This is a genomic window from Paenibacillus sp. FSL H8-0282, assembly GCF_037963825.1.
GTDB classification, from domain to species: Bacteria; Bacillota; Bacilli; order Paenibacillales; family Paenibacillaceae; genus Paenibacillus_AQ; species Paenibacillus_AQ odorifer.
The window spans coordinates 432,801-457,863 of the sequence record NZ_CP150146.1 but is presented as its reverse complement, the minus strand read 5'-3'; the positions used below and the strand labels follow the sequence as shown (position 1 = coordinate 457,863).

The window sequence follows — 25,063 nt, the reverse complement described above, 5'->3', positions numbered from 1 at the left end:
GCAATCTTGTCAGGGTTAGATGACAAGTGTATATTTGTATCCATAAGATAACACCGGAACGTTGATTTGTCGGTAGATCAGTCGTACAAATAGTGGACAAACCCGACTTATTGATTGCTAGGAGGACCGCATGACCTACTTAAAAATAAATGCAGATGTACCTGTTCATTTTACAGCGGCAGGTGAATTTATCTCAGAAACACCATGGAAGCATGTGGAGCGTGTTATGGGGAACTACGAACTAATCATTGGCGTGAACGAAACGGTATATTTGAGTGAGGAGAACAAACAATTTGAAGTAGGTCCTGACGAAGCTTTTCTGCTCATGCCTAATCGCACACATGTCGGCTATAGAGAGTCACGACCCGGGGTTAAGTTTTATTGGTTTCATTTCGAACTGACAACCGAGGGGTTATTACTGAGTGAGGAGGAAATGAAGCCTGAGGCAGAAGAAATCTTTTCGCGCACACAGCGCTTATGGTCCGTACATGATCTATATCTGCCCCAAATCATAAAAATCGAACATAGTGACCGGATTCATATTCTGGCGAATCAAATCCTTCATGTGGCCAACTCGGGGTATTTAACCTATTCCAGCGTTAATTATTTGCTGACCTCGCTTTTAATTGAGCTGTCTGAGCATGCACTTCAGCCGTTCGCCAGTAAGCTGATCCGCGCACAGCAAGATGTCACCTTCGTCAAAATAGCTGAGTGGACAAGGATACATGCAAGCGAACCGCTTACCGTGGCCATCATCGCGGATAAATTCAATTACAACAAGGACTATCTAGCTCGGCTATTTAAACAGCATACCTCCATGGGGCCATTAGAATATATCCATTCAGTACGTGTGACTAAAGCGAAGGAGCTACTAACCAGAACCGCATTAAGCGTGAGGGACATCGCGACAGAGACGGGGTTCACCGACGATAAATATTTCATGCGCCTCTTCCGAAAATACGAAAACATGACACCCACCCAATATCGTAACGCTTATCATAAGACGTTTATGAATAATGACTGAAGTAAAGCCACCCCTAAATATGGAGTGGCTTCTTGTTTGGGTATTGTCTATTGGATAGAATGAACTTCACACCAATTACGTAGGAATTGCAGATTAGTATTGAAGTAATGATCGTTTTGCCACCCGCAACTCCAAACCTGTGCGTTCCCTGTGTGCAGACCCATCAACCATATCTCCCGGATAGCAACAAATATAGGGATTGCCTTTAAATCGTTCTCAGATAATACTTTATGCTTTTGGTATGAGTTCAGGAAAACAGTCCATTGTTCATTGTCAAAATGCTCTCGTTCTTTCCCTCTAACCCTTGACCACAGAAACACGGAAACATCATAGGCCCTCCAGCCAAAACCTCCGCAATCAAAGTCGAAATGAGTCAGGGTATCCTCGTAGAAATGTACGTTCGCTCCATGAAGATCACCATGACATGCCCCCCAATCCAGCTCTGATGAGATTTCAGCTATGCTATTTGCCAATACTTCCGACAAAGATTCTAGATAATCGATATCCTCTTGCCTGTGGGATAAAGGCTTGCGAATCGATTGAAGCGGTTCTTGAAGCAGATGATCCAGATTAAGCGTAAATCTTTGCTGCCCACATTCGAAATCATCCATAGCCAGATGCATCTTAGCCACTTGTTCACCGTATAATTCACAGCTAGCTTTTTCATCGGAATAATTGCCTTTTGCAAAAGTAAACAGAACTGCGTAACGTGTTCCTTCAGGAGCCTCCAGCTCAATTAGGTAACCACCATCCCTGCTGATTACCGGAGCCGATACCGGGATATTCTTCTTATTTAAGTGATTCAATAACTCCACTTCAAAATCAATCTCATGTTTATTTCGCCAATGAGCTTTATAGATCCTAAGAATGTATTTATCAATAGAGGTCTTTAGTAAATAGGTATCATTAAGTCCGTTCTCATAAAAACTACACTCCAAAACATCCCCGATTTCATAAAGATCATTAATTACGGGTACTATGGCATGGGAAGAAATTACGGAATGATACACCGGCAGTTTCAGCATATAAATCACCCTTCAACGTTAATTACTACTCACTATTTATTTTCACGTTTGGCCCGTATAAAGGCGAGGGATTTATTAAATATAGCTAAACTTTCCGCATCGTTAATTTAATTGCTCTATAATGCTCTGCTTCGATATTGATCGTCTAACAAACTGAACCATACCAGTCTGGACAAGTAAAATAACCAAGAAATACAGGAAAATAGCACTCCAAGGGAATTGGTATTGAATGTAGGAAAGCCCCCCCATATTCCCTGCACTCTTACTTATCATGTATCCCATTAGATTGCCCGTAAAAAGAGCCATCGTAAAGCTTCCAACCACTAAAAATCCTGTTTCATAGGTTAACATAGCCATTAATTGTTTTCGGCTCATTCCTATGGCTTGCATAAGGCCTAGCTCCCCTTTTCTTGCAGAAATAGTGGTGATTATGGTGTTCAAGAGATTGATCATACTGAATACTGCTATAAAAACCATAAAACTATACACTGAAATAGTGATAGTTCTAAAAGCAATTCTATTGGATTCCACAACTTCGGAAAAAGACAATAATTTGAGTGTATCCTCATTGAGAATCACACCCTCTAACTCACTCTTTATTGACTCTTCATTCGATTTATCCATAGTAATAACTTCGTAGCTCTTATTGCTATTAAAAGGGGCTACAGTTTGCATTACTTTGGGTGGAAGATAAAATGAAGTTCCTGAATTCTTATCCGTAATATCTCCAATGATCTCAAAATCATGTTTGGCCTTCTCCTGATCATTAGCAATTATGAATGAAATATGATCACCGACAGCGTAATGAGCCCCGTAATAATCTAAGTCACTACTGGCGCTGTTAAGGAGTATGTAGGATGCATCCGACGAATCAACATCTGGGATCTTCCCCTCAGCCAAATGACTACTCCATCTTTCGTTGTTTAACGTAGGGATATTCTCAATACTGACTATCGCGGCCCCGTCATCCGTTTTTATTCCTTCGATAGCAGCTTCAATATACTGATGTTCGATTACGTCCTCAACTTCATTTATAGCTAGGATTTTATTTTTTAAAGAAGTAGATAGTTGCCCTTCCGTCTGAAGATCACTTAATGAGGTTGTTTCAGAATACAACTCATTATTAATTTGAATATCAAACCGACCATGATTCGGAAAATATTTCTCTGCTTTTGAGATTGGATCGACCGAGTTTAATAATGTCCCCAAGGAAACAAATAGCGTTCCGCTTAAAAAAAGAGACAGCAAAGTTAACACCGTCTTTTTCCTGCTTCTTGATAAGTTCAATGCAGCTAAAGAAAATGGTGTGAGTCTTTTCGAGTTTCTTTTCTCCTTTTTTGTATTAACATCGGCATCTACATGTCTAATCGCCGTTATAGGAGAGATTCTTGATGCGAATTTAGATGGTGCGTTTAATGAAGCTCTAACTGTTACTTTGGTGAGCAAACCGGCTAAAAAGGCAAGTGAAAAACTTGGAACTGCATTCCAGTGAAAGCCACTTAAAATCCAGCTCATTAAACATCCTAAGATAACTCCAATAGGGATATATTTTCTTGAAAGATTTTTCCCTTCATATAGAACTAGCTGTTTTATCTGCTTTTTTGTTGCACCGATTGCTCTAAGTTGTCCGTATTGTTTAATTCGCTTAGTAATTGAAATATAAAAGATATTGTAGATAACTAGCCAACAAGCCAGTGCGATGATCAGCATGATAGACAAGATGGATATCACAGTGCTTCCTGACAGATTATTACTGTCCACATTCACATTATTGATCTGAATATTTCTCTCAGAGATACCCATTCGCTGCCCTATTTCTTTGATTTTTGACTTCAGTTCCTCGTTGGAATAACTGCTGCTGTTGTTGATGCTAATTGCCGCGGAGTAATCCTCTTTGGAAAGAAACGGATCTGCCTCAACGAACGCGCTTGATACCAGAGCATTGTAGCCGATTCGATTCTCGTTACCTGATGCGGTTGTTTGCAGAATTCCAGAAATCACAAATTGGCTGGTTTGAAATTCTTTGCTGGCATTGTTTCTAAATTGCAAAGAAATAGAATCGCCAAGCCCCAGGCTTCGATCATCGGATAACTGAAAGTCTTTTTCTATTGCAATTTCATTTTCTTTTGTAGGGAACTTCCCCAGAACGATATTGGCATTTGATAAATCCATCATGGCTTGATCCGTGTAGAGAATGGACAATAAGCGTTCTTCTTTTTTCTCTCTGCCTATTTCCTTATAGAGTCCGATTTTATTAATTCCCTCTATTTCTTTCAATCGTGAGATTTCATTGTTATTGAGATTATAGAATAAAGCCTGGAAATTCGACTCATGTTGTAGGTTAGTAAAAGAATTATAACCAAAGGTCATTACAACAGTTAATAAAAACGCAGCTAAAGCTATCACACTGCCTACAAAGTAATTTTTGGTTTTTTCCGCTTTTAAATTTGCTTTTGCAATTCTTATCATTGCTGTTTTATTCTGTATGGACATTGATACATCATCCTCCTATCGTATAACGAATATTCCTCCCTTTGCATCATCAAGTGAATACTTTCACTATTTATTCTATAGATAATATTCTCCAACAAAGATCAATCACCCTTTAAATAGATGATATATACTATATTTACTATTCATATAATATATGGATACAACAAAAAAGACTTCCCCCTCTGGAGCGTTTGAGTATCTCCAAATTAGCGGAAGTCTTTTTATGCTCAATATGCCTTGTGTAGCAAACATTTAGATTAATAAATTACGCCTCGGCACTTCTCTCCTGAAGCGCACCGACCAACGGATTCCACCGCCAGCGCGGAGTCAATCCTTGCAGATGTACACCTCCAAACCACTCATCGCTGCCATTCTTCTGCACCCAGTCTTCGTTTCCAGCTATTACACTCTTACCTAGCTCTGTTAATACAAGCTCACAGTCTTTAAATTGCATTACTGAATCGTTATAAACAGGGAACTCATTGCATCCATGGGTTTGTAGCAAAGGGTACGTGCCTTGTACCATCTTTCTTAGGATATGCCAATATTGCAAGTCGCCCATTCCCAAGATATGAAGCTTATCACCCACATTTTTGAACAGCTCATAGGGTGATTTTATTCCCTCATGGATCATCTCCAGCGTGATTTGTTCTACGATGCCAAGTCCGTTTGTAGTAGAAGGAAAGCGCGATAAATGCGCCCGGAAGGCGTCATGTGCAAAGGGTAAAGCCGATGTATCTGTAGTTAATCGTTGTTGCAGCAATTCTGGATTCGGTGATACATAGGCTTCCCAGAGTGCTTGACCTGCTTCTAATTCTTTGGCTCCGATTAGCTTCCATGTGCCTGATAATGTTTCCATCTGCTCTATAGAAAGTTGTCCAAGTCCTCGAAATAACTTTATTCCCGGATACTCTCCAATGCATAGTAAGCTTAGCTTGGTGGTTAACATTTTCTGCTTCGAGAACCAATGGAGTAAATAACTGAGCATCGTCTGATCGAAAAGGTCATGCTCGAACCATAACACCACTTCTTCATATTTATGGAAATCAGCTAAAATCTTCTCTTGCCTCTCACTATTGGCGATAAATTCCCTCTGCGGAATCCCCATCGTTTGTTCCAAATATTGCGCTCGAACAGCGCGGTTATCTCCATCGGCAGGATCCAAAAATACCGGCCCATGCGAATATACCTCTCTCCACACTAGTACATCACCTTTCACGATTCCTTGCCGCAGCTTCTCTCCCACTACATCTCCATTTACAATGTGAAGCACAGCTTTTCCCCCTTCGTACAAATGGTTGAATACGGAAAGAACATCTGCCACAGGCAATGCACCTTTCAGCTTGCGGCGGGCATCAAAAAGTCGCTTCTTCAATACCGAAACCGAAGTCCCCAGAAAGTCAGCAATCTCTTGTAGTGAGTAGCCTTGAAAATAATATAATTGAACGGCAATCCGCATATTGGACGTTAATGCAGCTATAGACTCGTGAACCAGCCGTTGGGTTTCCTTTTTCTCAATAATATCTGCTATAGAAAATGAAGATTCTGTCGCTTGCGCAGCTTCATCGTAGGGTAATGCAGGATGCTGCTTTCTTCGCAAGATGCGATAACATTGCCGCACCACAATAGCTTTAAACCAGCCCGGGAATGCCTCTACTGCTCGTAATTTATTCAAATGCAAAAAGGCTTCTGTGAAAGCTTCCTGCACAGCATCTTCCGCTAATTGATAGTCACGCAGCTTTTCGAACGCAACTGCATTGGCCATCGGTGTAAAGTGCTTAACAATCTGTTCAAAAGCTTGTCGGTCTCCTTGTTTAGCCTCTTCGATATACTGAAGCATCTGTCCTCCGCTCCCTTCTTCCGTATTATATACAAGTGCCAATGAAGTTCCTAAAGGTTACGGATGGGATTGAAAAGTCAGACGTTATTTATTTTTTCCTATTACATCCTTTGCAACCTCTAGAGCTGAAGAGGCTCGCGGCCAACCTACATAAAAAGAAAGGTGGGTGATGGCCTCCACGATTTCTTCAAGTTGTAAGCCGTTCTCTAAAGCCAAGTGCAGATGATAGGGGAGTTGTTCCGTCATGCCCCCCATCACCAAGGCAGAAATCGTAATCATGCTACGATCCCGAAGTGATAATTGCTCACGTCTCCATAAGTCCCCAAATAACACATTTTCCGAGTAGTCGACGAATGCCGGAGCGAACTCCCCTAACGATTCCCGTACATTTGTGACGATTTTCTGATGCGCCATATTACACCTCCCTAACCGGAGGTTGTAGCATTTGAGCAACACCGTTACCAAACGACCAATCTTCGAATTCCGTATCGACGAGCACAATGAATATATCTTCTTTTCTGATGTTTAGCGTCATCGATAATTCCTCGGCTAGCCTCGCGTAAAAGCTTTTCTTCTGTTCCGTTGATCTTCCGGATTTTAGCGTAACTTGGATATATATCAGTCCGTCGCTTCGTTCAATATTTAAATAATCTTTACTATAAAAAAATTCCCCCGCTTTATGCGCATGAAAAACCTGAAACATATCATCCTCCGGTACATGGAAATGCTGAATTAACGCGCTCATAATCGCTCTGCATATTCCTTCTAGCTGATGAATGTCGTATTGTTGCTCCAGATAACTGACTCTAATGAATGGCATTTTAATTCACTCCTTCTTTGGAATTCTTTTATTGTACTCTCAGTATTTTGATTTATATAATTGAATAAGATAATAATCTTAATCAATTATACCGATAGAGGTGACAATCGATGGATCTAAAAGAACTGATGGCTTTTAAGACCATTCTTCAAGAAGGCACTTTCTCACGCGCTGCCGAGAAGTTGAATTATGCACAGTCTACTATTACCAACCAAATTCAACGACTTGAAAAAGAACTGGGCATACAACTCTTTCACAGAGGCTGGGAAGTAGAACTGACAAGTGCTGGGCAAGTTTTTGCAGGGGAAATCGATAACCTTATTCAACATTGGAACTATGTAACAGAACTCACCAAAGCTTTACAGCATGACGAAATTGGTACACTTCATATCGGAAGCATTGAATCCATGATGGAATCCGTCCTACCGAACGCCTTGCGAAAGTTTCAGGAGCAAAAAACAAAGATGGCATGTAACTTCATTCAGGGTAACACTGATTCCCTCTCACAACTTGTTCTACAAAGAGAACTGGATTTCGCCATCTGCGGTGAGCCGTCCGACCTGTCTTTCTTTTATTTCGAACCGCTCTATCACGAAAAGATCGCTTTTATAGTAGATGAAAATCATCCTTTAAGCGGACGAGACGAGATTTCATTTCGAGAAATTCTTGAATATCCAATTATAGCTGGAGGACGCACTTGCTTATATCACCTTCGGTTAGCTAAGCAATTTTCGAGATTCGAATCAAAGCCCACTTTATCCACCATAAGCCAAATTTCTGCTATTCCTCATTTTGTAAGAAAGAACCCTGGGGTGGGGGTAGTGCTTGATTCGACAGCTTTAATGACAGATATCGTAAAAATAGATATTGAACTAAGCGAGCCGTTCATTCAAGTGGGTATATTACAGCAGCGCAACCGAGAATATCTAGCAACATCATCTAAAAAACTAATCCTACAAATCATAAAAGAAGAAATTGAGAGGATTAGTAACGCTTATCCTACGCTCCACATTTGAACCTCAAGCTAGTTCCATATATGATAGCTTTATCATCGTTATCAGGGGAGGATTCATAGAAGTGGCAGTATTAATCAATGAACAAATCAGAGCATCCGAAGTAGTTCTTACAGGACTTAGGGGTGAGAAGCTGGGTATCGTCTCACGGGAAGAGGCGCTGGCCATGGCCAGATCAGCGGGAGCTGATCTGGTATGCACCTCGCTAATGAGCAGCCCACCGCCCTGCAGCCTAACTGCAAAGGGCAAAGCAAAAGCGGCCGCGCAGAAAGAAGCAGCCTCAGCACGCAAGGCCAGTGGGGGCTCAGCTGCAAAGGGCGGCAGCAAGGAGAAGGTCAAAGAGCTCCGCTTCACTGCTCATATTGAAGAGCATGACTACGATACGAAGCTCCGTCAGGCCGAGAAGCATCTACGCTCCGGCAAGCCGGTGCAATTAGTTGTCAAAGCTTCCGGTGCGAAGGAAGCTGCTGCCGCAAAGACGGTACTAGAACGCCTCGTAGCTGACCTCAAGGAAGTCGGAGTCAAAGATACCGGCATCCAGACAGGCGGCAAAGGTTCACAGGTGAAATTAAATCCACGGTGAGAGTGGAATTTCAGATAATTTAGGCTCAAAACCAAAATTAGTGGACCATTTCATGAAAATGCTGCTGCTATCTGCAAATGTAGCTTTATTGCGAGCAGAATTCAGAATTGCGTTCGGACACCACAGCCCTTATTCGTAACTATTTCGCTGTTCTGGGATGCTAACGGACTTCAGAGACTTTATATCACTAAAATAGCACGATATTCCCTCCATTTATGGAAAATAAGATCTCTCGAGTCCGCAACTTCCTCCAAAAGGCTTAAAATGTACAAATAGCTGCATCTAAGTCCGTTAGCACAATAGCAAGTGAAATCAGGAACTGGGCAAGGGGCATGATTCTTATATGCAAGCAAAAGCGCCTTCGGTGTCCCTAAAGAACGGTAAGCGCTTATGCGAGAAATAGAAGGATAATGTATCGTGCCAAACTTATACTTTCTTGTATTATTAAAAAAGGCCATCCTCTACAGGATGGCCTTTCACTTCATAGACAATGTCCTTGCTCGCTCTTAATCAGTCACCTTAAACATGATTACCCATTAATCCCCTTGGGCGAAAGTTCATACCCCCAGCATAGAGGTGGGAGACATCTCCCAATCCAATACATCTGGGAACTGCATAGTGCTCGCTGCGCTCTTCAAACAAGATCGTCGTTACCGAGCTTGGAGCAAGCCAAAATACGGACCAAGCCAAGGCTAAAGGAATCTGCAATAAATGGGCTAGCCATGCAAGGCCAAAGCCACCATGACACACAACTCCAATCTTCTTGGTAGAAGGCTCGAGGATACGATATAGGCCATCCTCTCTTTTATAGTGGTGGCGAAGCAAGAATTGATCTGAAGCCGCTTGTAGTTCGCTAAACCGCAATTTGTATTCCTCTTGTTTTAACCAATGATCTGTTTGATCAGACCATTCTCTTTTTCCACTCGATAGTTCACTAATATGTTCTCCGGGGCTATCCCATATAGGTGCCAGTTGTCCATCCAACATAATCCCTGTCCAATCCAATTCACAAGTCCAAGGTTCTGTCTGAATTACAAGTCCCGTCTCTTTGGCCACATAACTTGCTGTTGTCTGTGCTCTACCCAATGGTGAAGCATATAATTCATCCAGTCCGATAGATCCCATGCGTTTTCCCAATGCCGCTGCTTCCTGATGCCCGAATTCCGTTAGATCATCTATAGAATAGTCCGGATCACCATGACGAATCAGAAATATTTGCATAACAATGCCCTCCTCCCCTCAAATCCAGCCTTTTTCTTCCGCCAGCCGTACCGCCTCAATCCGGCTTTTCACTTCCAGCTTATTGAGTATTTCAGAGATGTAATTGCGGACAGTGCCATAAGATAGATGCAGCGAAAAGGCTATCTCGCTCGCGGTTTGCCCTTCTCCAGCCAGTTTTAAAATCTCGCGCTCCCGTGCTGTTAATGGATTCTCCTCCCGCAGACTGCCGAAGACTAACTCAGGAGATACCTCCCGATGTCCAGCCATGACACGACGAATAGATTCAGCTAGCTTATCTACAGGCTCGTCCTTCAACAAATACCCTTGAATACCAGCCTTTACTCCACGCTCAAAATACCCTGGACGGGCAAAGGTAGTCAAAATAATAATTCGGGTCGGACAACCCTTACTCCGCAATATTTCTGCAACCTCCAGCCCGCTCTTGAACGGCATTTCAATGTCCATGAGACAGACATCCGGCTGAAGCTTGTCGATTAAAGCTAACGCCTCCGCCCCATCACAAGCTTCTCCGACTACTTCGATATCGTCTTCAAGATCCAGCAAAGAAGCCATCGCTCCCCGAAGCAGACGTTGGTCCTCCGCTATAACAATGCTTATCATGCAGTCTCACCCCCTTGTGCATCTTTTACGATTAGCGGGATGGTAACGATCAGCGTAGCTCCCTGACCCTCAGCTGAGCTTAGCGACAGGGAGCCATCAATCAGGGATAGACGCTCTGCCATTCCCTTCATGCCATTTCCATCGCTAAGCCCACCATTCCCTCTCTCCCCATGCTGTAGACCAATGCCGTTATCCTTAACGGTAATTCGCACTTCTCCAGCCAGCTTTGCCACTCCTATGAAGCATTTGTCCGCTCTACTATGCTTTACGATATTAGTCACTGCTTCTTTGATACAGAGGCTGAGGATATTTTGCGTCAGATCGGATACCCCCTCCAGAGAGATATCCCCTTCCACTTCTAAGGCGATCTCTGCCGTCCGCAGCATCTCTCCAGCTTCAGCCAGTTCCTCTGCTACTGAGACCGCACGCATTTCCGACACTAGCTCACGCACTTGACGGAGCGCAGCCCGTGAAGTGCGCTGAATTTCCCGCGCCTCCTCTTGGGCTCGCTCCGTATTTTTCGTCACCAGCTTCTCTACGAGTTGGCTCTTTAACGTAATCAAGGACAAGGTATGGCCAAGAGTATCATGCAGGTCACGGGCGATTCGCATTCGTTCCTCACGCTTCACCAGCTCTTTAATCACCTCATTGGCTTGATCCAGCTCTTTCTCCAGCTTCTGATTCCGATTCATGGACCTCACTCCGAACGGACTAATCAACATAATAATAATAAACGGAGCTAAAAACATCACGCTTCCCCACTCCATCTCACGACCCACTAAGACCAGCACCGAAAGGATCATGATCACAAAAGAAGCAAATGCAATTTTGAACCCTTTATTCTCCGTATAATATGCGATAAAATTTGCGGTGAAAAAGCCCATGTACAGATTATAGGGGGTATAGAACAAACTAAGCACCACGATGATTAACATTTGAATAAATAACCAAACATTAAACACTCCACCCCGCACCCAATACAGCTGGCGATAGCTGAGGGCAAACACCGCTATCATAATCCCGCCCAGGATGAGCTTCATTCCAGTCTCCCCGCGCAAATTCAGGATGGGCAAAACCAGATAAACAGCCCATACAAAAGGGAAAAAACCCTGTTTTTGTGGAAATAACCGGAACTTCGCACGCTCAGCCATTCATTCACACCGCTTCCTGTTTTTTTCGAATATAGACCGATAGTAACATAAAAACTACCAAATATCCGAGCAAAATCAAGACATTACTCCACGTCGGAGCTGATCCACGAACGATCTCCCAGGCTCCATTCCCATAGTTATAGGAAGGCAACCAATGACCAATCCGCTGCATTAATCGTGGCAGAATCTCAATCGGCATCCACATGCCCCCTGCTACAGCAAGAGCCATATAAATCACGTTGCTGACTCCACTGGCTGTATCCACCCGTTTCATAGCACCTACAAGCGTACCAATCGCTAAAAATGGTAGAGAACCGATCAGGATCCACAGCCCGCTAAGCACCCATTGACCTGCGGATAAAGAAACGCCATTGATTAAATAGCCTGCGATAAAAATACAAATGACCGAAAACAGATGCATCATCGTCTGTCCGAACATTTTTCCGAAAAAATAGATCGATCCCGGCAGCGGTGTAATCCGAATAAAGGTGGTCCAGCCTTGTGTTCGTTCTTGCACCAACCGGATGCCAAGCGTCATAATGGCTGAGCCCATTACACTGAAGGTCGCCATAGACATTAAATAATGAGCACGCCACGTTAGGTCATCGCTACCTGTATTGACCACCCGGGTGAAGATGAAATAGAACATGATGGGCATGAGCAAAGACCAGAACACATAATAGGGATTACGGATGATCCGCAGCATTTCCGCTTTACACTGTACAGTAATTAGTCTCATGGTTAGACAGCCTCCTCTTGGTTCATGGTCAATTGTTCAAAAGCCTCATCCAAACGTCCCTGATCAATTCGAACATCTTTCACAGGAAGTCCAGCCACAAAAATCGCTTTAAGCGCCTCATCTGTATCCTCTGTGGTCACGTGAATGCGGCCATCTTTTTCATAACAATCCTCTATAGCAGCTAGGTCTAGCAGGTTTCTGCGCAATTGCGAGCGATCACCCACAGGCAGGAAGGACACGGAACGCTTCACAATCCGCGATTTAATCTCATCTGGACTTCCGTCCGCAACTAAGTGGCCTTTACTGAATAACAGAATACGATCCGCGATATCTTCTGCTTCCTGCAAATAATGGGTCGTGAACACAATCGTTTTTCCTTGCTCTGCAAGTCCACGAACCGTTTCCCAGAACCGCCGCCGGGAAGTAATATCAAGTCCGACTGTAGGTTCATCGAAAAAGATCAGCTCCGGATTACCCGCGAGGGCTAGCGCAAAGCCCAAACTACGCTTTTGACCGCCCGAGAGCTTCTCGGCGTATCTATTCAAATCGGCTGGCGCAAGTCCAGTAGCCTTAATTAGAAACTCCATATCCATAGGCTTTGGATAATAGCTGCGGATCAGATCAATGATCTCCCGCACCTTTAGCCGATCCATTACACTTACTTCCTGCAGCATCGCTCCAGTCTTTTCACGTACTGCTTTATCCTTAGGATGATGACCGAACAACTCCACTGTACCCTCGGTAGGCTCTATTAGCCCCAGCAGCATGCCTAATGCCGTTGTTTTACCCGCTCCGTTCGGTCCCAGAATAGCTGTAATCGAACCTTTAGCAATGTTAAAGCTGATATTATCTACGGCCTTTTTATCCTTATATATTTTGCTGACCCCGTGCATTTCTATAATATTATCCATAACGTAATCCCTCCGCTTCCGAATGCGTTTGATCTATTTCAATCATATGGAAAAAGAAGACATGACATTAGTATGGACTGTCATTTCTTTAAGATGACAACTGTCACCTTCCTGGCTTCGAATAAAAAAAAGAGGCTGCCCTATCAGTAGAATGAACTACTAATAAGGCAGCCTCTTTAGGTGAAGAGAGTTTAGTTATCTCCGGAGGAATCCTTTTTCCAGCAGGAACTCCTTCATATGCAGCCGTGCTGGCTGTGCCAATCGCTCCGCCATAATGGCCGACCAAGGGGTGTCTTTGGCGCCGTGGGTCCGCTCACGCATATAGTCTGAGGAGACTTTATCGTAAGTTTTGACCTGCTCCACAGTGGTTTCCGCATTGTAGCGATTACGATGCAGAACAGCCTCTAGTGGAAGCCGCGGACGCAGGCCCGAAGCTCCGTCAGGATAACCTACACACATCCCAAATAGCGGATAGACCAATTCAGGCAGTCCCAGCAATTCCGATACCTCCGCGATCCGGTTACGGATTCCACCGATATATACAATTCCAAGTCCTAGTGATTCCGCAGCCACTGCAGCATTCTGTGCAGCAAGCGCAACATCAACGGTAGCTACAATCAGGTTCTCAGCAGAATCTTCATAAGAAGTCTCTCCCTGCAAATGAGGTTTCGTCACCTCGCGCAGCCGATACAGATCAGCGCACCAGACCAAAAATACTGGGCATTGTTCTATATAAGCCTGATTGCCCGCTAGTCCCGCAAGCTCCGTCTTTAGTGCCGGGTCAGTAACTGCAATAACACTATAAGCCTGAACATTACTTGAGGTTGAAGCCATCTGAGCTGCTCCAATAATAGCGCTAAGCTGATCTTCACTTACTGGCTTATCCTGAAACTTGCGGACAGATGCATGTTTCATTAACAGAGAAATTGTATCGTTATTTACTTGCACTGTGGCCACTCCCTAAATAGTGATAGTGATATTACAGCTTTACCCGCTGTAGCCGAAGTGCATTCAAAACAACAGACACGGAGCTAAATGCCATCGCAGCTCCTGCCAGCCATGGGGCTAGAAACCCAAGTGCAGCAATCGGTATTCCTATTGTATTGTAAGCAAGCGCCCAGAACAAATTTTGTTTAATATTTCTCATCGTTTTGCGGCTCATCATAATCGCATCAGGAATACTCTTCAAATCCCCGCGCATCAGCGTAATATCTGCTGCTTCCATAGCTATATCCGTTCCTGTCCCAATCGCCATACCCGTATCGGCAGTAGCCAGTGCCGGAGCATCGTTGATCCCATCCCCAACCATGGCAACCTTAGTCCCATTTTGCTGTAGCTTGCGAACCTCTTCGGCTTTGCCCTCTGGCAGAACCTCTGCTAACACTTTTTCGATCCCTGCCTGCTTCGCAATAGCCTCAGCTGTAATTTTATTGTCACCAGTGATCATTACGACTTCAATACCCATATCATGGAGCGCGGCTACAGCCGCTTTTGAGGTCGGTTTAATCGTATCAGCAACGGCCACAATCCCAGCGATTTCACTCTCTACCGCTACTAGCATAGCTGTCTTCCCCGACTCCTCCAGCTTCTTCATAATTGGAGTCCATTCTGTGATATCAAGCTGATGATCTTCCATCATCCGCCGCGTGCCTACCATAACCTGCTGATCGGAGACAACGGCCATAATTCCACGTCCGGGCACATTATCAAACTGCTCAGCAGTAGGCAAAGCCAAACCTCTATCAGCAGCGCCAGCAACAATAGCTTCCGCAAGTGGATGCTCAGATAGCTTTTCAGCAGCTGCAGTTAAAGCTAACAATCGGTTTTCCGCGTTTTCTTTTCCATAAGCTGCAATTCCAGTAGTAGTCACAACATCGGTAAGCACGGGTTTACCATTCGTCACTGTACCTGTTTTATCTAGTACAACGGTCTGAATCCCTTGCGCTCCCTCTAAATGCTCCCCACCCTTGAAGAGAATTCCAAGCTCTGCTGCCCGGCCCGATCCTGCCATAATGGAGGTTGGCGTTGCCAGACCTAGCGCACATGGACAAGCGATTACGAGCACTGCAATGGCTTTTTCGAGGGCATCAGCGAACTGGCCAGGGGCTGCCCAGAAATACCAGATCAGAAAAGTTATTACGGCAATACCCACAACAATCGGCACAAAAATCCCTGAGATTACATCGGCAATCCGCTGAATCGGAGCTTTGGAGCCTTGAGCTTCCTCCACTACTCGGATAATTTGAGCCAGCGCAGTGTCGCGACCCACTTTATTGGCTTTGATTCTCAAGATACCATTCTTATTCATAGTGGCACCGATCACGGTATCCCCTGCTTTTTTCTCCACAGGAATACTCTCTCCGGTCAACATAGACTCATCCACAGAAGAAGATCCCTCGACTACCTCACCATCCACAGGTACCTTTGTTCCGGGTTTCACCAGTACAATATCGCCAGGAATGACTTCATCTGTCGGGATATTCATTTCTTGCCCATCCCGAATTACGAGGGCGGTTTTTGCCTGAAGCCCCATTAAGCTTTTGATTGCGTCAGAGGAACGGCCTTTCGCCAGCGCCTCAAACCATTTACCGACAAGGATAAGTGTAATGAGTACAGCACTCGTCTCATAATACATTTCTACAGTATGATTCATTCCCTTCATGCTTAAGGAATCAATAGTCAGATAAAGACTGTAGAAATAAGCTGCCGACGTCCCTAATACGACTAACACATCCATATTGGCACTCCGGTTACGAAGGGCTTTATAAGCACCGACGTAGAACTGCCAACCGATGATAAATTGCACAGGGGTAGCCAGCACAAGCTGGAACCAAGGATTCATAAATATATCCGGTGTTGGAATCCAGCCGGTGAAGGAGAAATGACCCGCCATCGCCCATAACAATGGGAACGAAAGAATTGCAGAAATGATCCATTTCCACTTTTTATGCTGAATTTCTTTTCCACGACGATCCACATGATCCTTGCGGTCTTCTTTAAGAGAAGCTTTATAGCCGATACTGCTTACCTTCTCCATGATCTCCCTTGGACTGATATTACCGGGTGTATATTCTACATGTGCTGTTTCCAGCGCCAAATTCACATTAACTGCTGCTATGCCCGGTGTACGGCTCAACACTTTTTCAATCCGTGAGGAACAAGCAGCACAGGTCATCCCCGATATATCAAAATCCGCAGATTCTTTAATAGTGTCATAACCAAGAGAACGGATTTTATCTTCAATTTGTGGCAACCCTGATACTGTCGGATCAAATCCAACAGTAGCCTGTTCCAAGGCTAGATTCACATTCGCACGAGATACGCCGTCCATCCGGGACAAACCCTTCTCAATTCGGGTTGCACAAGCGGAACAGGTCATACCTGTAATCTGTACAGTTGCCTGCTGTTCGTTTGGTGAAGCTGTTGTTTTGGTTTTATCCATGATTTCCACGCCTCCACATACCCCTATAGGGTATGATAATTTCTAAAAGAAAAGGCATTGGAGCTTTGGGCAGCTTCCCCATATCACTCCAAGCCTTATTACTGTGCTTCAAATTAAACTACGTCATACCCTTGATCTACAATTGCTTCTTTAATCGCACTAAGGCTTACTTTGTTCTCATCATACTCGACGGAAACTTTCTTAGCAGCAAGATCAACTTTAGCTGTGGCTCCAAGATTGCCTACGGCTTTCTCTACAGAGTTAACACAGTGACCACAAGACATTCCTTCAACGTTTAATGTAGCGTTTGACATTAATATAACCTCCAATAAATGTTGTGAAGCTATGCTCTAGAAGCATTAGCTTATTATTTCATTAATTTGTTAACCGTAATTAGGAGCTCGTCGATAACCTCATGTTCGCCAGCTTCGATTCGCTCAACAATGCAACTTTTCATATGTCCTTCTAACAGCATCTTACCGACACCATTTAACGCCGCCTGTACCGCCGCGAGCTGGTTGAGTACATCATCACAATAGGTATCCCGCTCAATCATACCCTTTACCCCGCGGATCTGGCCTTCAATCCGGTTGAGGCGCGTATTCAAGTTATTCTTGAATTCTGCCGAATGATGACTTTTTCGTTCTCCTGATGATGAAGAATGACAATTTATGTCGCAGGATTCTGCAGCTTGCTCTTTCTTGGCAGTAGACATAAGAATCAGCCTCCTTGGTTATAATATAATATACCCCCGTAGGGTATGTCAAGAGGCATTCCTAATTCATCCACAGATGATCTCCACGGGTAGTTTGTCCCTATATTACCGCCGTATTCTTCTACGGTTGGCTATACATCTCTATTTTTTCAAAAAAACTATTGCCTCCCTATTCAAATTTGAATATAATAAATTTTGCTTCTAATTATGAACATTTTTCGAACAGAACTATCACTATCACTATCACTATTAAGAAAAAGGAGCTGCGAAGCATGCATACTAAAGAAAGTAATCTTAAACTCGTAGTGGTTGGCCTGCTGCTTGGGATTCTTATGTCCGCAATGGACAATACCATTGTAGCTTCAGCTATGGGAACGATAGTCTCAGATCTTGGCGGTCTGGATAAAATCGTATGGGTCACCTCCGCTTACATGGTAATGGTAATGGCCGGAACCCCTATCTTCGGCAAGCTCTCTGATATGTATGGACGTAAACGTTTTTTCATTTTCGGATTGATTGTATTCCTGATTGGCTCGGCTCTGTGCGGTACTGCCACCAGTATCACACAGCTCAGTATTTACCGTGCCATTCAAGGGATCGGCGGCGGTGCACTAATGCCAATCGCCTTCACCATCGTTTTCGACATTTACCCGCCTGAAAAAAGAGGGAAATTGACCGGTCTCTTTGGAGCCGTCTTCGGAATCTCCAGTGTACTTGGACCTTTACTCGGTGCCTATATTACCGACTATGTTGGTTGGCAGTGGGTATTCTACATTAACCTGCCGCTAGGAATTATTGCACTGTTCCTGATTGCAACTTCTTATAAGGAGTCGATCTCCCACGCTAAACAGCGCATTGACTGGGGCGGAGCCTTCACTCTAGTTGGCGCGATTATCTGCCTAATGTTCGCTCTGGAACTTGGTGGTAATCAATATGCTTGGGATTCCAGTGCCATCCTTGGCTTATTCGTAGGTTTTGCTGTTCTCTTGCTGGCGTTTATCCTTATTGAGAGAGTAGCTGCTGAACCTGTGATCTCGTTCGCTATGTTCCGCAAACGGTTGTTTGCAACAAGCAGCGTGACCAGCCTATTTTATGGCTCTGCTTTTATCGTAGCTACTATTTACATTCCTATCTTTGTGCAGGGTGTATTTGGCGGCTCAGCTACGAACTCAGGGCTGATCCTTATGCCGATGATGATCGGTACGGTCGTTGGCAGTCAGACCGGGGGGCTGCTTACAACAAAAACCAGCTTCCGCAACATTATGATCCTATCCGCAGTCTGCTTTGTTGCAGGGGTCTACAGCCTAAGCACTTTATCACCAGATACCTCCCGCCTCATGCTTAATGTATTTATGGCTCTGACTGGGTTCGGCGTAGGCTTTTCCTTCTCCGTGCTGAGCATGGCAGCTATCCATAATTTCGATATGCGCCAACGGGGGTCGGCAACATCAACCAGTACCTTCATGCGCTCCCTTGGAATGACGCTGGGAATTACGATCTTCGGGATTATTCAGCGGAATAGCTTTACTAACAGTCTAAGCGATGCTTTTGGCGGTAGTGAACAGTCAGCAGCTTTCGGAGATCCACGCGCTGCGTTAACACCTGAAGCAAGAGCGAAGATCCCTGCTGAAATATTAGAGAAAATATCAAGTGCGTTATCCACCTCTATTGCCCAAACCTTTATGTGGGCTTTGATTCCTGCAGTGTTCGGTCTAGTCTTTGTACTGCTCATGCCAAAAGACCGTCTTACCATTCCTGCTAAAGCTGTTCAGGCGTCTGAGGGCAAAAGGTAACCATTATGTCCATGAAATTAGCCATTTTAGGTTTACTGCTGGAGCGGAACATGCATCCCTATGAAATCACATTAGTGATGAAGGAACGTTCCATGGACCGGATCACGAAGCTGCAGATGGGATCACTCTATTATGCTGTGGATAAGCTTGCACAAGATGGTTATATAGAAGCTTTAGAGGTCATCCGCAGCAGTGATCGGCCGGACAAAACAATCTATGCCATAACGGAGCAAGGTAAAGCTTTATTCGAACAGCTTATCCTGCAACAAATTAAGAAAAACGAACCCTTCTATCATCCGATGTATATGGCCCTGGCTATGTCCCGTCATATCGATCAGAGCAAGGTTGAGAAGCTGCTCGAGGAACGCCTCCGGGAAACAGAACATCAGGTTAATCTGGCTTATCAGGTATACGAGGAGCATATCTCCATCGTGCCTCGTTCTGCCCTGCATCTAATGTACGGTACATATGAGCACACCCTGACTGAGCTGAAATGGCTGCAGCGCCTATACGATGATGTTGTAGCACGCAAGCTAAAAGACATAGGGTCACCGTTGAATTTAGAGGCCTAATGGCCTCTTTTTCTGTTTAAGGGAGTCAAAATACGTTTATTAACGAGCACAATATCCATTAAATCTCAAAGGAAGGCGAGGCGGTAAAAATGACCCAAGAAAAACATCAGCTGAATAGTGACAAACGTGATCACCCGGAACAATATCCAACAGAAAAAGAAAGTCTATTTGATCTTCATGAAAGTGAGCAGAATGTAGACCCGATTCCGATGGAAGATTTAACGCTGGAAAAGCAAGAGGAAAAGAACAAAGAGGAGACCAAACACCGCTCTTCCAGCGACAAAAAATACCATACGGGCTTCTGAGAGTGTACAATATCTACAAGTACGCAATCATAATTTCCAAGGAGGAATCACATTGTTGAAAGCGTTACCTTTAAACAAGCGCGGGATTCCCGCAAGCCGCATTGCTTTAGGCTGCATGGGGCTAGGCGGTGACTGGGACCATGAGCCGATTACTGCGGAGAATGTTAAACAGGGACATGAAGCGGTTGATGCCGCCCTTTCCATCGGCATCAACATGTTTGATCATGCAGATATCTATACTCGTGGGAAGGCGGAGAAGGTATTCGGTCAGATTTTTAAGGATCGTCCAAGACTACGTGAAGAAATCATAATTCAATCTAAATGTGGAATTAAGCTAATGGAGCCTGGAGACAGCACTAATACGTTTGATTTCTCTGGCCAACATATTCTGAACAGTGTAGATGGAATATTGTCACGACTTGGGACCGAATACATTGATATTCTTCTACTGCATAGACCTGATCCCTTAATGGATCCCGAAGAAGTAGCCTCCGCATTACATCAACTGAAGGCCGCTGGTAAGGTTCGTCATTTCGGGGTTTCCAATATGAGCGCCGCTCAGATCAAGCTGCTGCAGACTTATTGCGATGAACCTTTTATCGTAAACCAGCTGCATATGAGCTTGGCTAAGATCAGTTGGGTGGATGCTGGAATCAGTGTAAATCGTGAACCCTGGAAGGATATTATCTTCCCTGAGGGAACCCTTGAACATTGTCGAATGGAGAACATTCAGCTTCAAGCCTGGGGGCCACTCGCCCAAGGTCTATTTAGCGGGCGTTCATTAGAGGATCAACCGGAGAATATCGTCCAAACAGCAGCTATGGTCCAACAGCTCGCAGATGAAAAAGGAACAACACCCGAAGCCATTGTACTGGCTTGGCTAATGACACATCCAGCTGCCATTCAGCCTGTTATTGGAACTGTGAATCCGAAGCGTATTACTGCCTGTGCCGATGCGGACAAGCTGGAGCTTAGCCGTAAGGAATGGTATGACCTGTATGTTAGTTCACGCGGTTCAAAACTTCCGTAACATATACATTTATATTCTCAACTTCATTACTCCGCTTATGCCCGGCTCGCGTTACTACTGCGAGCCGGGTATTTTTTTGCGAATCACCCTAACTTATCGTTCTTTATTGCGAATATATTTAGTAATCGAGCGATAAATGGAGTTATTAAGAGATAAATTATCATTTTTGTTCTTTATAGAGTACAAATGCGCGTTATTGGCAGTTTTCTTTTTGATTTATTCCATGTATGATTCATTACAGAAGTTGTTCTTAATAAAGAACGATAATAACGAACCAAAGAAACAGACATTGAGGGGAGGTATTCCTCTGAGACCCAGATCAGCAAGGAGAAGACCTAGAAGAAACAGGAAAATCGGATTACGTATACTGCAATCAGGAATGGCTGTCTCCGTCTTATTTCTATATACCTCGCAGCAAGTTGGTGGTACCTATGGAGGCTTTGGAGCCGCTACGCAAACCACTAGCACGATTAGCTTTTGCGAAGTATTTCCGAATTCGATCAAGGCACTGCTTACAGAGTTCAAAGAGCATGTTAATCGAGCGCTCACTTTAAAAGAATTACTACAGCCCTTTTCCACATCAGCTAACTACTCGGACGTTTCGGGAATAGAAGGGATGTCGCTGGAAGAGCTTGATGTCGCTGCAGAAGAGATTTCTTCGCAAATAGCGGCGCTTCAATCCCAAATAGATAGCGTTAACGAGCAACTGGCGGCTAACAGCCAAATTTGGAACCAAATCCACAATGAGCTAAGTGCAGCAGCAGCCTTACTCTTCCAGATAGGAGGATATATGACTTCTCTAGATTCCAACTGTCTAGAAATCAAGGATGAGCAATTTTTCAGAGATTTACAAAGCAGCCTGAATCAAAGCGGTGTGATCTCGGAATCCTTGAATGCTTCCTTAAATGGAGTTATTAGTTACCTAACCTCCATACACGATGTCGGTCTTCCATTCGCATCGGTAGTTACCAGTGATGTTTATGGACAACTTGAATTACGCGAAGGAGAGTTCCCACAGCCACTGCCATTCCTGATTACCTTCACTCAACCAGACGGCGTGATCTCTAGCGACCTCACCTCATCTTATGAAGCTCTAAATACCGAATTGACTAACCATAAAGAATCGGCAACCTCAGGTATCACTACCCTTCAAGATAAACTCCAATTGATCAGTCAGACTCGCGAGCAAAAACTAGAAGAGCTTGAAAAAGCTCGGCTAGAAGAAGAGCAAGCAAAGAAAGAAGAAGAAGCGAAAAAAGAAGAAGAACGTTTGGCTGAGGAGAAAAAGCAACAAGAAGCCGAGGATAAAGCGAAAGCTGAGGCAACCCCTCCAACATCAGGCGAAGCTGCTCCGGAAGCCCCAAATAAAGAACAACCTGAAGCCCCAGCCACTGATCCGGTTAAGCCGGAAATTGACGAAGAGCTCACAATTCCAAAAGATGTCCCTCAGCAAGAGGCTCCACAAGAGACGCCAAAGGCGGAAGACAGTACGACTACCCCGCCGGTAGCAACCCAAGCTCCTTCGGACCCTCAACCTGAGAAAGGTGGAGAATAAGATGCGAATTAAAAAAATTATCAATAATACCCTATCGAGCTTAATGCTTGTGATCTTTATTCTGCTGGTGGCAGCCGTAGTGTTATCCAAGGCCTCCGGCGGTGAACCTGCTTTCTTCGGATATGAGATCAAAACCGTACTCTCAGGATCGATGGAACCAGGAATTCAGACAGGCTCAATTGTCGCATTAAAACCCGGAGGGGATATGAATCGTTTCAAACCAGGCGATGTCATCACCTTTAGGAATGAAGATAATCTGCTCATTACTCACCGGATTGTAGAAGCGACCGTCAATAACGCTACTGGTGAAGCTGTTTATCGCACTAAAGGCGATAACAACGACGCGCCCGACATGAACCCTACCAGTTCTGTGAATGTTGTAGCTCAGTATACCGGGGTCACTGTACCCTATGTCGGTTACGCTATGAATTTCGCGGTTTCCAAAGCTGGAAGTGTAGTCCTCATGATCGTGCCTGGCTTGATGCTTCTGCTCTATGCTCTGTATACCTCTTGGAAGGCTGTAGCTGCATTAGAAAAGAAAAATGCTGCCCTACTGCCAGCCTCACCGCCCCCAACAGAAACACAGCCCTAAGTTGATTGTCCACTTCCGCTTACGAACCGGAAGATACAATATATAAATTTTATAAAAAATTCAAACACAAATTTGAGGAGGAATTTTATTATGGGTATCAAGAAAACATTGGGTCTTGGCGTAGCATCTGCAGCACTGGGTTTATCATTAATCGGCGGAGGAACCTTCGCATACTTTAGCGACACTGCGCAAAGCACAGCTACATTCGCAGCGGGCACGCTCGATCTGAACTCCGACCCTTCTGTCATCGTTAATATTCCTAACCTGAAACCAGGTGATACGGTAACTAAATCCTTCAAATTGAAAAACGATGGTTCGCTGGATATCGGATCTATTATTCTGAATACATCGACTCAAATCACGGATGCTAAAGGAGATAACTACCTGGATTTAGCCGAGTTCATTAAAGTTAAATTCCTTAGAAATAATGATAAAGGAGTACCTATCGTCTCTCCTGAAAATGTAGTTTATGAGACTACACTTGCTGCTTTAAAAAGTCAGCATCCGGATCTCGTAAAAAATACAGGTTGGGATCAACTCTTTACCGAAGCATCCGGTATTAAAGCCGGTACCAACGACAGCTTCTCCGTCCAATTCGAATTTGTGGAAAATAACCAAGATCAAAATATTTTCCAAGGCGATAGCTTAACACTGACTTGGGATTTCGTAGCTAAACAAGGTGCGAAAAAAGACTACTAAGATCAATAAAGTAATTTAATAAAATACTCGAAGAGCAGCAGATCCTGAATCCGGCCACGGATAAGCAGATTGCTGCTCTTCTCTTTACAATAAACTTTGTCCGATTTATTGATATTTGCTATACTAATAACAAAAATTACGGAGGGGCGTCAGCATAGTGCCACAGAATATGGGCCAACGTATCCAGCAGCTCCGCCTAGACAAGGGTTTCTCCCTATCTGAGCTTGCGGACAGAGCAGATGTGGCTAAGTCGTATCTTAGCAACGTGGAGAGAAACATCCAATCCAATCCATCCATCCAGTTTATCGAAAAAATCGCTGACGCGCTTCAGGTATCCATTCATGCCCTACTCTATGGAGAACCCAATGATGCAGAGGAATCACATTTAGATTCGGAATGGTTCCGATTGGTGCAGGAAGCTATGGACTCAGGCATTAGCAAACGCGAATTCAAAGAATTTCTGGACTATCAGAAATGGAAGCTCGATCAAAAGGATTAATACTTCCTACTAATCTGGTACGATCCTCTCTTCTACTAAATCATATCGAAAAAGGACACAGCGAAGAACCGCTGTGCCCTTTTTCGATATGTAACCCCTCTAATGTATTACTGCACGATCTGCACAGTTTTCTCATGAAAGAACTGGCGAATTTCATCTGCCTTAATGCCAGCCTTCTTAGCTGCTAATAATAAATGTACCCACTCTTGATCCAGATCAATAAACTGCTGTTCTCTGTTGCTACCCTGGTTGGACTTTTCCAAAAAATCTCCCCCTAAGATTTTACGTCCCCAGGCAATCCGGCTGTCATAGTATCTCTACCTTAGACCCGCGACTTTGTGCCCCTGCCTTTCGGCAAGTTTACCTTTTACTGGACCCTTTTCACGAAAGGATCTACTTAAAAAACTATAAAATTACTAT

General features: G+C 44.2%; 26 protein-coding genes and 1 riboswitch. Of the genes, 11 read left to right on the top strand and 15 right to left on the bottom strand.

Features of this window, described 5'->3' with window-relative positions:
* Positions 1 to 130: 130 nt before the first annotated feature.
* A complete protein-coding gene (locus NST94_RS02010) occupies positions 131 to 1,024 on the top strand; it encodes an AraC family transcriptional regulator (RefSeq protein ID WP_076124617.1) in 894 nt (297 codons plus the stop codon).
* 47 nt (positions 1,025 to 1,071) lie between these two features.
* On the opposite strand, the gene NST94_RS02005 is transcribed toward NST94_RS02010, so the two are convergent.
* The 5 genes from NST94_RS02005 to NST94_RS01985 all read right to left on the bottom strand — a co-directional run bounded on the left by NST94_RS02005 (position 1,072) and on the right by NST94_RS01985 (position 7,202).
* Complete coding sequence (locus NST94_RS02005; RefSeq protein ID WP_076304317.1) at positions 1,072 to 2,049, bottom strand: phosphotransferase; 978 nt, start codon at positions 2,047 to 2,049, stop codon at positions 1,072 to 1,074.
* 102 nt (positions 2,050 to 2,151) lie between these two features.
* On the bottom strand, positions 2,152 to 4,542 hold the full coding sequence (locus NST94_RS02000; protein WP_076185659.1) for an ABC transporter permease: 2,391 nt from the start codon (positions 4,540 to 4,542) through the stop codon (positions 2,152 to 2,154).
* A gap of 265 nt (positions 4,543 to 4,807) precedes the next feature.
* On the bottom strand, positions 4,808 to 6,382 hold the full coding sequence (locus tag NST94_RS01995) for a sigma-70 family RNA polymerase sigma factor (RefSeq protein WP_076192795.1): 1,575 nt from the start codon (positions 6,380 to 6,382) through the stop codon (positions 4,808 to 4,810).
* An 84-nt stretch (positions 6,383 to 6,466) separates the two neighbouring features.
* On the bottom strand, positions 6,467 to 6,796 hold the full coding sequence (locus tag NST94_RS01990) for a carboxymuconolactone decarboxylase family protein (RefSeq protein WP_076124622.1): 330 nt from the start codon (positions 6,794 to 6,796) through the stop codon (positions 6,467 to 6,469).
* A gap of 1 nt (position 6,797) precedes the next feature.
* Positions 6,798 to 7,202, bottom strand: a complete 405-nt coding sequence (locus NST94_RS01985; protein ID WP_076185657.1) for a tautomerase family protein — start codon at positions 7,200 to 7,202, stop codon at positions 6,798 to 6,800.
* 110 nt (positions 7,203 to 7,312) lie between these two features.
* On the opposite strand from NST94_RS01985, the gene NST94_RS01980 reads away from it, so the two are divergent.
* Together NST94_RS01980 and infC are read left to right on the top strand one after the other, a co-directional pair.
* Complete coding sequence (locus NST94_RS01980; RefSeq protein ID WP_339281590.1) at positions 7,313 to 8,218, top strand: LysR family transcriptional regulator; 906 nt, start codon at positions 7,313 to 7,315, stop codon at positions 8,216 to 8,218.
* A gap of 61 nt (positions 8,219 to 8,279) precedes the next feature.
* Positions 8,280 to 8,798 carry a translation initiation factor IF-3 gene (gene infC / locus NST94_RS01975; protein WP_076185653.1) on the top strand — a complete coding sequence of 173 codons (519 nt, stop codon included), beginning with the start codon at positions 8,280 to 8,282 and terminating at the stop codon, positions 8,796 to 8,798.
* A 519-nt stretch (positions 8,799 to 9,317) separates the two neighbouring features.
* On the opposite strand, the gene NST94_RS01970 is transcribed toward infC, so the two are convergent.
* The 9 genes from NST94_RS01970 to NST94_RS01930 form a co-directional block, all read right to left on the bottom strand.
* A complete protein-coding gene (locus NST94_RS01970) occupies positions 9,318 to 10,019 on the bottom strand; it encodes a histidine phosphatase family protein (protein ID WP_076192717.1) in 702 nt (233 codons plus the stop codon).
* 18 nt (positions 10,020 to 10,037) lie between these two features.
* Positions 10,038 to 10,640 carry a response regulator transcription factor gene (locus tag NST94_RS01965; protein WP_036682756.1) on the bottom strand — a complete coding sequence of 201 codons (603 nt, stop codon included), beginning with the start codon at positions 10,638 to 10,640 and terminating at the stop codon, positions 10,038 to 10,040.
* Positions 10,637 to 11,791 carry a sensor histidine kinase gene (locus NST94_RS01960; RefSeq protein WP_076192714.1) on the bottom strand — a complete coding sequence of 385 codons (1,155 nt, stop codon included), beginning with the start codon at positions 11,789 to 11,791 and terminating at the stop codon, positions 10,637 to 10,639. The genes NST94_RS01965 and NST94_RS01960 overlap by 4 nt, the downstream gene beginning before the upstream one ends.
* Positions 11,792 to 11,795: 4 nt before the next feature.
* Positions 11,796 to 12,530: an ABC transporter permease gene (locus NST94_RS01955; RefSeq protein ID WP_036682760.1), complete on the bottom strand. Its 735-nt coding sequence runs from the start codon at positions 12,528 to 12,530 to the stop codon at positions 11,796 to 11,798.
* A 2-nt stretch (positions 12,531 to 12,532) separates the two neighbouring features.
* Positions 12,533 to 13,441, bottom strand: a complete 909-nt coding sequence (locus NST94_RS01950; protein ID WP_076124631.1) for an ABC transporter ATP-binding protein — start codon at positions 13,439 to 13,441, stop codon at positions 12,533 to 12,535.
* Between the two features lie 195 nt (positions 13,442 to 13,636).
* The gene (nfsA, locus tag NST94_RS01945; protein ID WP_076220221.1) at positions 13,637 to 14,389 is read right to left on the bottom strand and encodes an oxygen-insensitive NADPH nitroreductase; all 753 of its coding nucleotides are present in this window, start codon (positions 14,387 to 14,389) and stop codon (positions 13,637 to 13,639) included.
* Between the two features lie 31 nt (positions 14,390 to 14,420).
* Positions 14,421 to 16,883, bottom strand: coding sequence for a heavy metal translocating P-type ATPase (locus NST94_RS01940; protein WP_076124633.1), 2,463 nt, complete (start codon positions 16,881 to 16,883; stop codon positions 14,421 to 14,423).
* Between the two features lie 113 nt (positions 16,884 to 16,996).
* Positions 16,997 to 17,197, bottom strand: coding sequence for a copper chaperone CopZ (copZ, locus tag NST94_RS01935; protein WP_339281589.1), 201 nt, complete (start codon positions 17,195 to 17,197; stop codon positions 16,997 to 16,999).
* Positions 17,198 to 17,250: 53 nt separating this feature from the next.
* Positions 17,251 to 17,598, bottom strand: a complete 348-nt coding sequence (locus NST94_RS01930; RefSeq protein WP_076124636.1) for a metal-sensitive transcriptional regulator — start codon at positions 17,596 to 17,598, stop codon at positions 17,251 to 17,253.
* A gap of 272 nt (positions 17,599 to 17,870) precedes the next feature.
* On the opposite strand from NST94_RS01930, the gene NST94_RS01925 reads away from it, so the two are divergent.
* The 8 genes from NST94_RS01925 (at position 17,871) to NST94_RS01890 (ending at position 24,643) form a co-directional block, all read left to right on the top strand.
* The gene (locus NST94_RS01925) at positions 17,871 to 19,391 is read left to right on the top strand and encodes an MDR family MFS transporter (RefSeq protein WP_339281588.1); all 1,521 of its coding nucleotides are present in this window, start codon (positions 17,871 to 17,873) and stop codon (positions 19,389 to 19,391) included.
* A 5-nt stretch (positions 19,392 to 19,396) separates the two neighbouring features.
* The gene (locus NST94_RS01920; RefSeq protein ID WP_248549126.1) at positions 19,397 to 19,963 is read left to right on the top strand and encodes a PadR family transcriptional regulator; all 567 of its coding nucleotides are present in this window, start codon (positions 19,397 to 19,399) and stop codon (positions 19,961 to 19,963) included.
* An 89-nt stretch (positions 19,964 to 20,052) separates the two neighbouring features.
* The gene (locus NST94_RS01915) at positions 20,053 to 20,268 is read left to right on the top strand and encodes a hypothetical protein (RefSeq protein ID WP_051491260.1); all 216 of its coding nucleotides are present in this window, start codon (positions 20,053 to 20,055) and stop codon (positions 20,266 to 20,268) included.
* Between the two features lie 52 nt (positions 20,269 to 20,320).
* Entirely contained in the window at positions 20,321 to 21,298 is a 978-nt protein-coding gene (locus NST94_RS01910) for an aldo/keto reductase (RefSeq protein ID WP_076124641.1), read from the top strand.
* A gap of 379 nt (positions 21,299 to 21,677) precedes the next feature.
* Entirely contained in the window at positions 21,678 to 22,853 is a 1,176-nt protein-coding gene (locus NST94_RS01905) for a hypothetical protein (protein ID WP_339281587.1), read from the top strand.
* A gap of 1 nt (position 22,854) precedes the next feature.
* Positions 22,855 to 23,445 carry a signal peptidase I gene (locus NST94_RS01900; RefSeq protein ID WP_076124645.1) on the top strand — a complete coding sequence of 197 codons (591 nt, stop codon included), beginning with the start codon at positions 22,855 to 22,857 and terminating at the stop codon, positions 23,443 to 23,445.
* 90 nt (positions 23,446 to 23,535) lie between these two features.
* A complete protein-coding gene (locus NST94_RS01895; RefSeq protein WP_036682781.1) occupies positions 23,536 to 24,144 on the top strand; it encodes a TasA family protein in 609 nt (202 codons plus the stop codon).
* Positions 24,145 to 24,313: 169 nt separating this feature from the next.
* Positions 24,314 to 24,643, top strand: a complete 330-nt coding sequence (locus tag NST94_RS01890; protein ID WP_036682795.1) for a helix-turn-helix domain-containing protein — start codon at positions 24,314 to 24,316, stop codon at positions 24,641 to 24,643.
* A gap of 107 nt (positions 24,644 to 24,750) precedes the next feature.
* Here NST94_RS01890 and NST94_RS01885 read toward each other — a convergent pair whose 3' ends face one another.
* Entirely contained in the window at positions 24,751 to 24,906 is a 156-nt protein-coding gene (locus NST94_RS01885; RefSeq protein ID WP_232061118.1) for an anti-repressor SinI family protein, read from the bottom strand.
* A 27-nt stretch (positions 24,907 to 24,933) separates the two neighbouring features.
* Positions 24,934 to 25,018, bottom strand: a riboswitch (cyclic di-GMP riboswitch).
* Positions 25,019 to 25,063 lie beyond the last annotated feature (45 nt).

Bases quoted from the DNA above. Each gene is read 5' to 3' on its own strand.
- NST94_RS02010 (WP_076124617.1), top strand. From the start codon at position 131: ATGACCTACTTAAAAATAAATGCAGATGTACCTGTTCATTTTACAGCG.
- NST94_RS02005 (WP_076304317.1), bottom strand. From the start codon at position 2,049: ATGCTGAAACTGCCGGTGTATCATTCCGTAATTTCTTCCCATGCCATA.
- NST94_RS02000 (WP_076185659.1), bottom strand. From the start codon at position 4,542: ATGTCCATACAGAATAAAACAGCAATGATAAGAATTGCAAAAGCAAAT.
- NST94_RS01995 (WP_076192795.1), bottom strand. From the start codon at position 6,382: ATGCTTCAGTATATCGAAGAGGCTAAACAAGGAGACCGACAAGCTTTT.
- NST94_RS01990 (WP_076124622.1), bottom strand. From the start codon at position 6,796: ATGGCGCATCAGAAAATCGTCACAAATGTACGGGAATCGTTAGGGGAG.
- NST94_RS01985 (WP_076185657.1), bottom strand. From the start codon at position 7,202: ATGCCATTCATTAGAGTCAGTTATCTGGAGCAACAATACGACATTCAT.
- NST94_RS01980 (WP_339281590.1), top strand. From the start codon at position 7,313: ATGGATCTAAAAGAACTGATGGCTTTTAAGACCATTCTTCAAGAAGGC.
- NST94_RS01970 (WP_076192717.1), bottom strand. From the start codon at position 10,019: ATGCAAATATTTCTGATTCGTCATGGTGATCCGGACTATTCTATAGAT.
- NST94_RS01965 (WP_036682756.1), bottom strand. From the start codon at position 10,640: ATGATAAGCATTGTTATAGCGGAGGACCAACGTCTGCTTCGGGGAGCG.
- NST94_RS01960 (WP_076192714.1), bottom strand. From the start codon at position 11,791: ATGGCTGAGCGTGCGAAGTTCCGGTTATTTCCACAAAAACAGGGTTTT.
- NST94_RS01955 (WP_036682760.1), bottom strand. From the start codon at position 12,530: ATGAGACTAATTACTGTACAGTGTAAAGCGGAAATGCTGCGGATCATC.
- NST94_RS01950 (WP_076124631.1), bottom strand. From the start codon at position 13,441: ATGGATAATATTATAGAAATGCACGGGGTCAGCAAAATATATAAGGAT.
- NST94_RS01940 (WP_076124633.1), bottom strand. From the start codon at position 16,883: ATGGATAAAACCAAAACAACAGCTTCACCAAACGAACAGCAGGCAACT.
- copZ (WP_339281589.1), bottom strand. From the start codon at position 17,197: ATGTCAAACGCTACATTAAACGTTGAAGGAATGTCTTGTGGTCACTGT.
- NST94_RS01930 (WP_076124636.1), bottom strand. From the start codon at position 17,598: ATGTCTACTGCCAAGAAAGAGCAAGCTGCAGAATCCTGCGACATAAAT.
- NST94_RS01925 (WP_339281588.1), top strand. From the start codon at position 17,871: ATGCATACTAAAGAAAGTAATCTTAAACTCGTAGTGGTTGGCCTGCTG.
- NST94_RS01920 (WP_248549126.1), top strand. From the start codon at position 19,397: ATGTCCATGAAATTAGCCATTTTAGGTTTACTGCTGGAGCGGAACATG.
- NST94_RS01915 (WP_051491260.1), top strand. From the start codon at position 20,053: ATGACCCAAGAAAAACATCAGCTGAATAGTGACAAACGTGATCACCCG.
- NST94_RS01905 (WP_339281587.1), top strand. From the start codon at position 21,678: ATGGCTGTCTCCGTCTTATTTCTATATACCTCGCAGCAAGTTGGTGGT.
- NST94_RS01900 (WP_076124645.1), top strand. From the start codon at position 22,855: ATGCGAATTAAAAAAATTATCAATAATACCCTATCGAGCTTAATGCTT.
- NST94_RS01895 (WP_036682781.1), top strand. From the start codon at position 23,536: ATGGGTATCAAGAAAACATTGGGTCTTGGCGTAGCATCTGCAGCACTG.
- NST94_RS01890 (WP_036682795.1), top strand. From the start codon at position 24,314: ATGGGCCAACGTATCCAGCAGCTCCGCCTAGACAAGGGTTTCTCCCTA.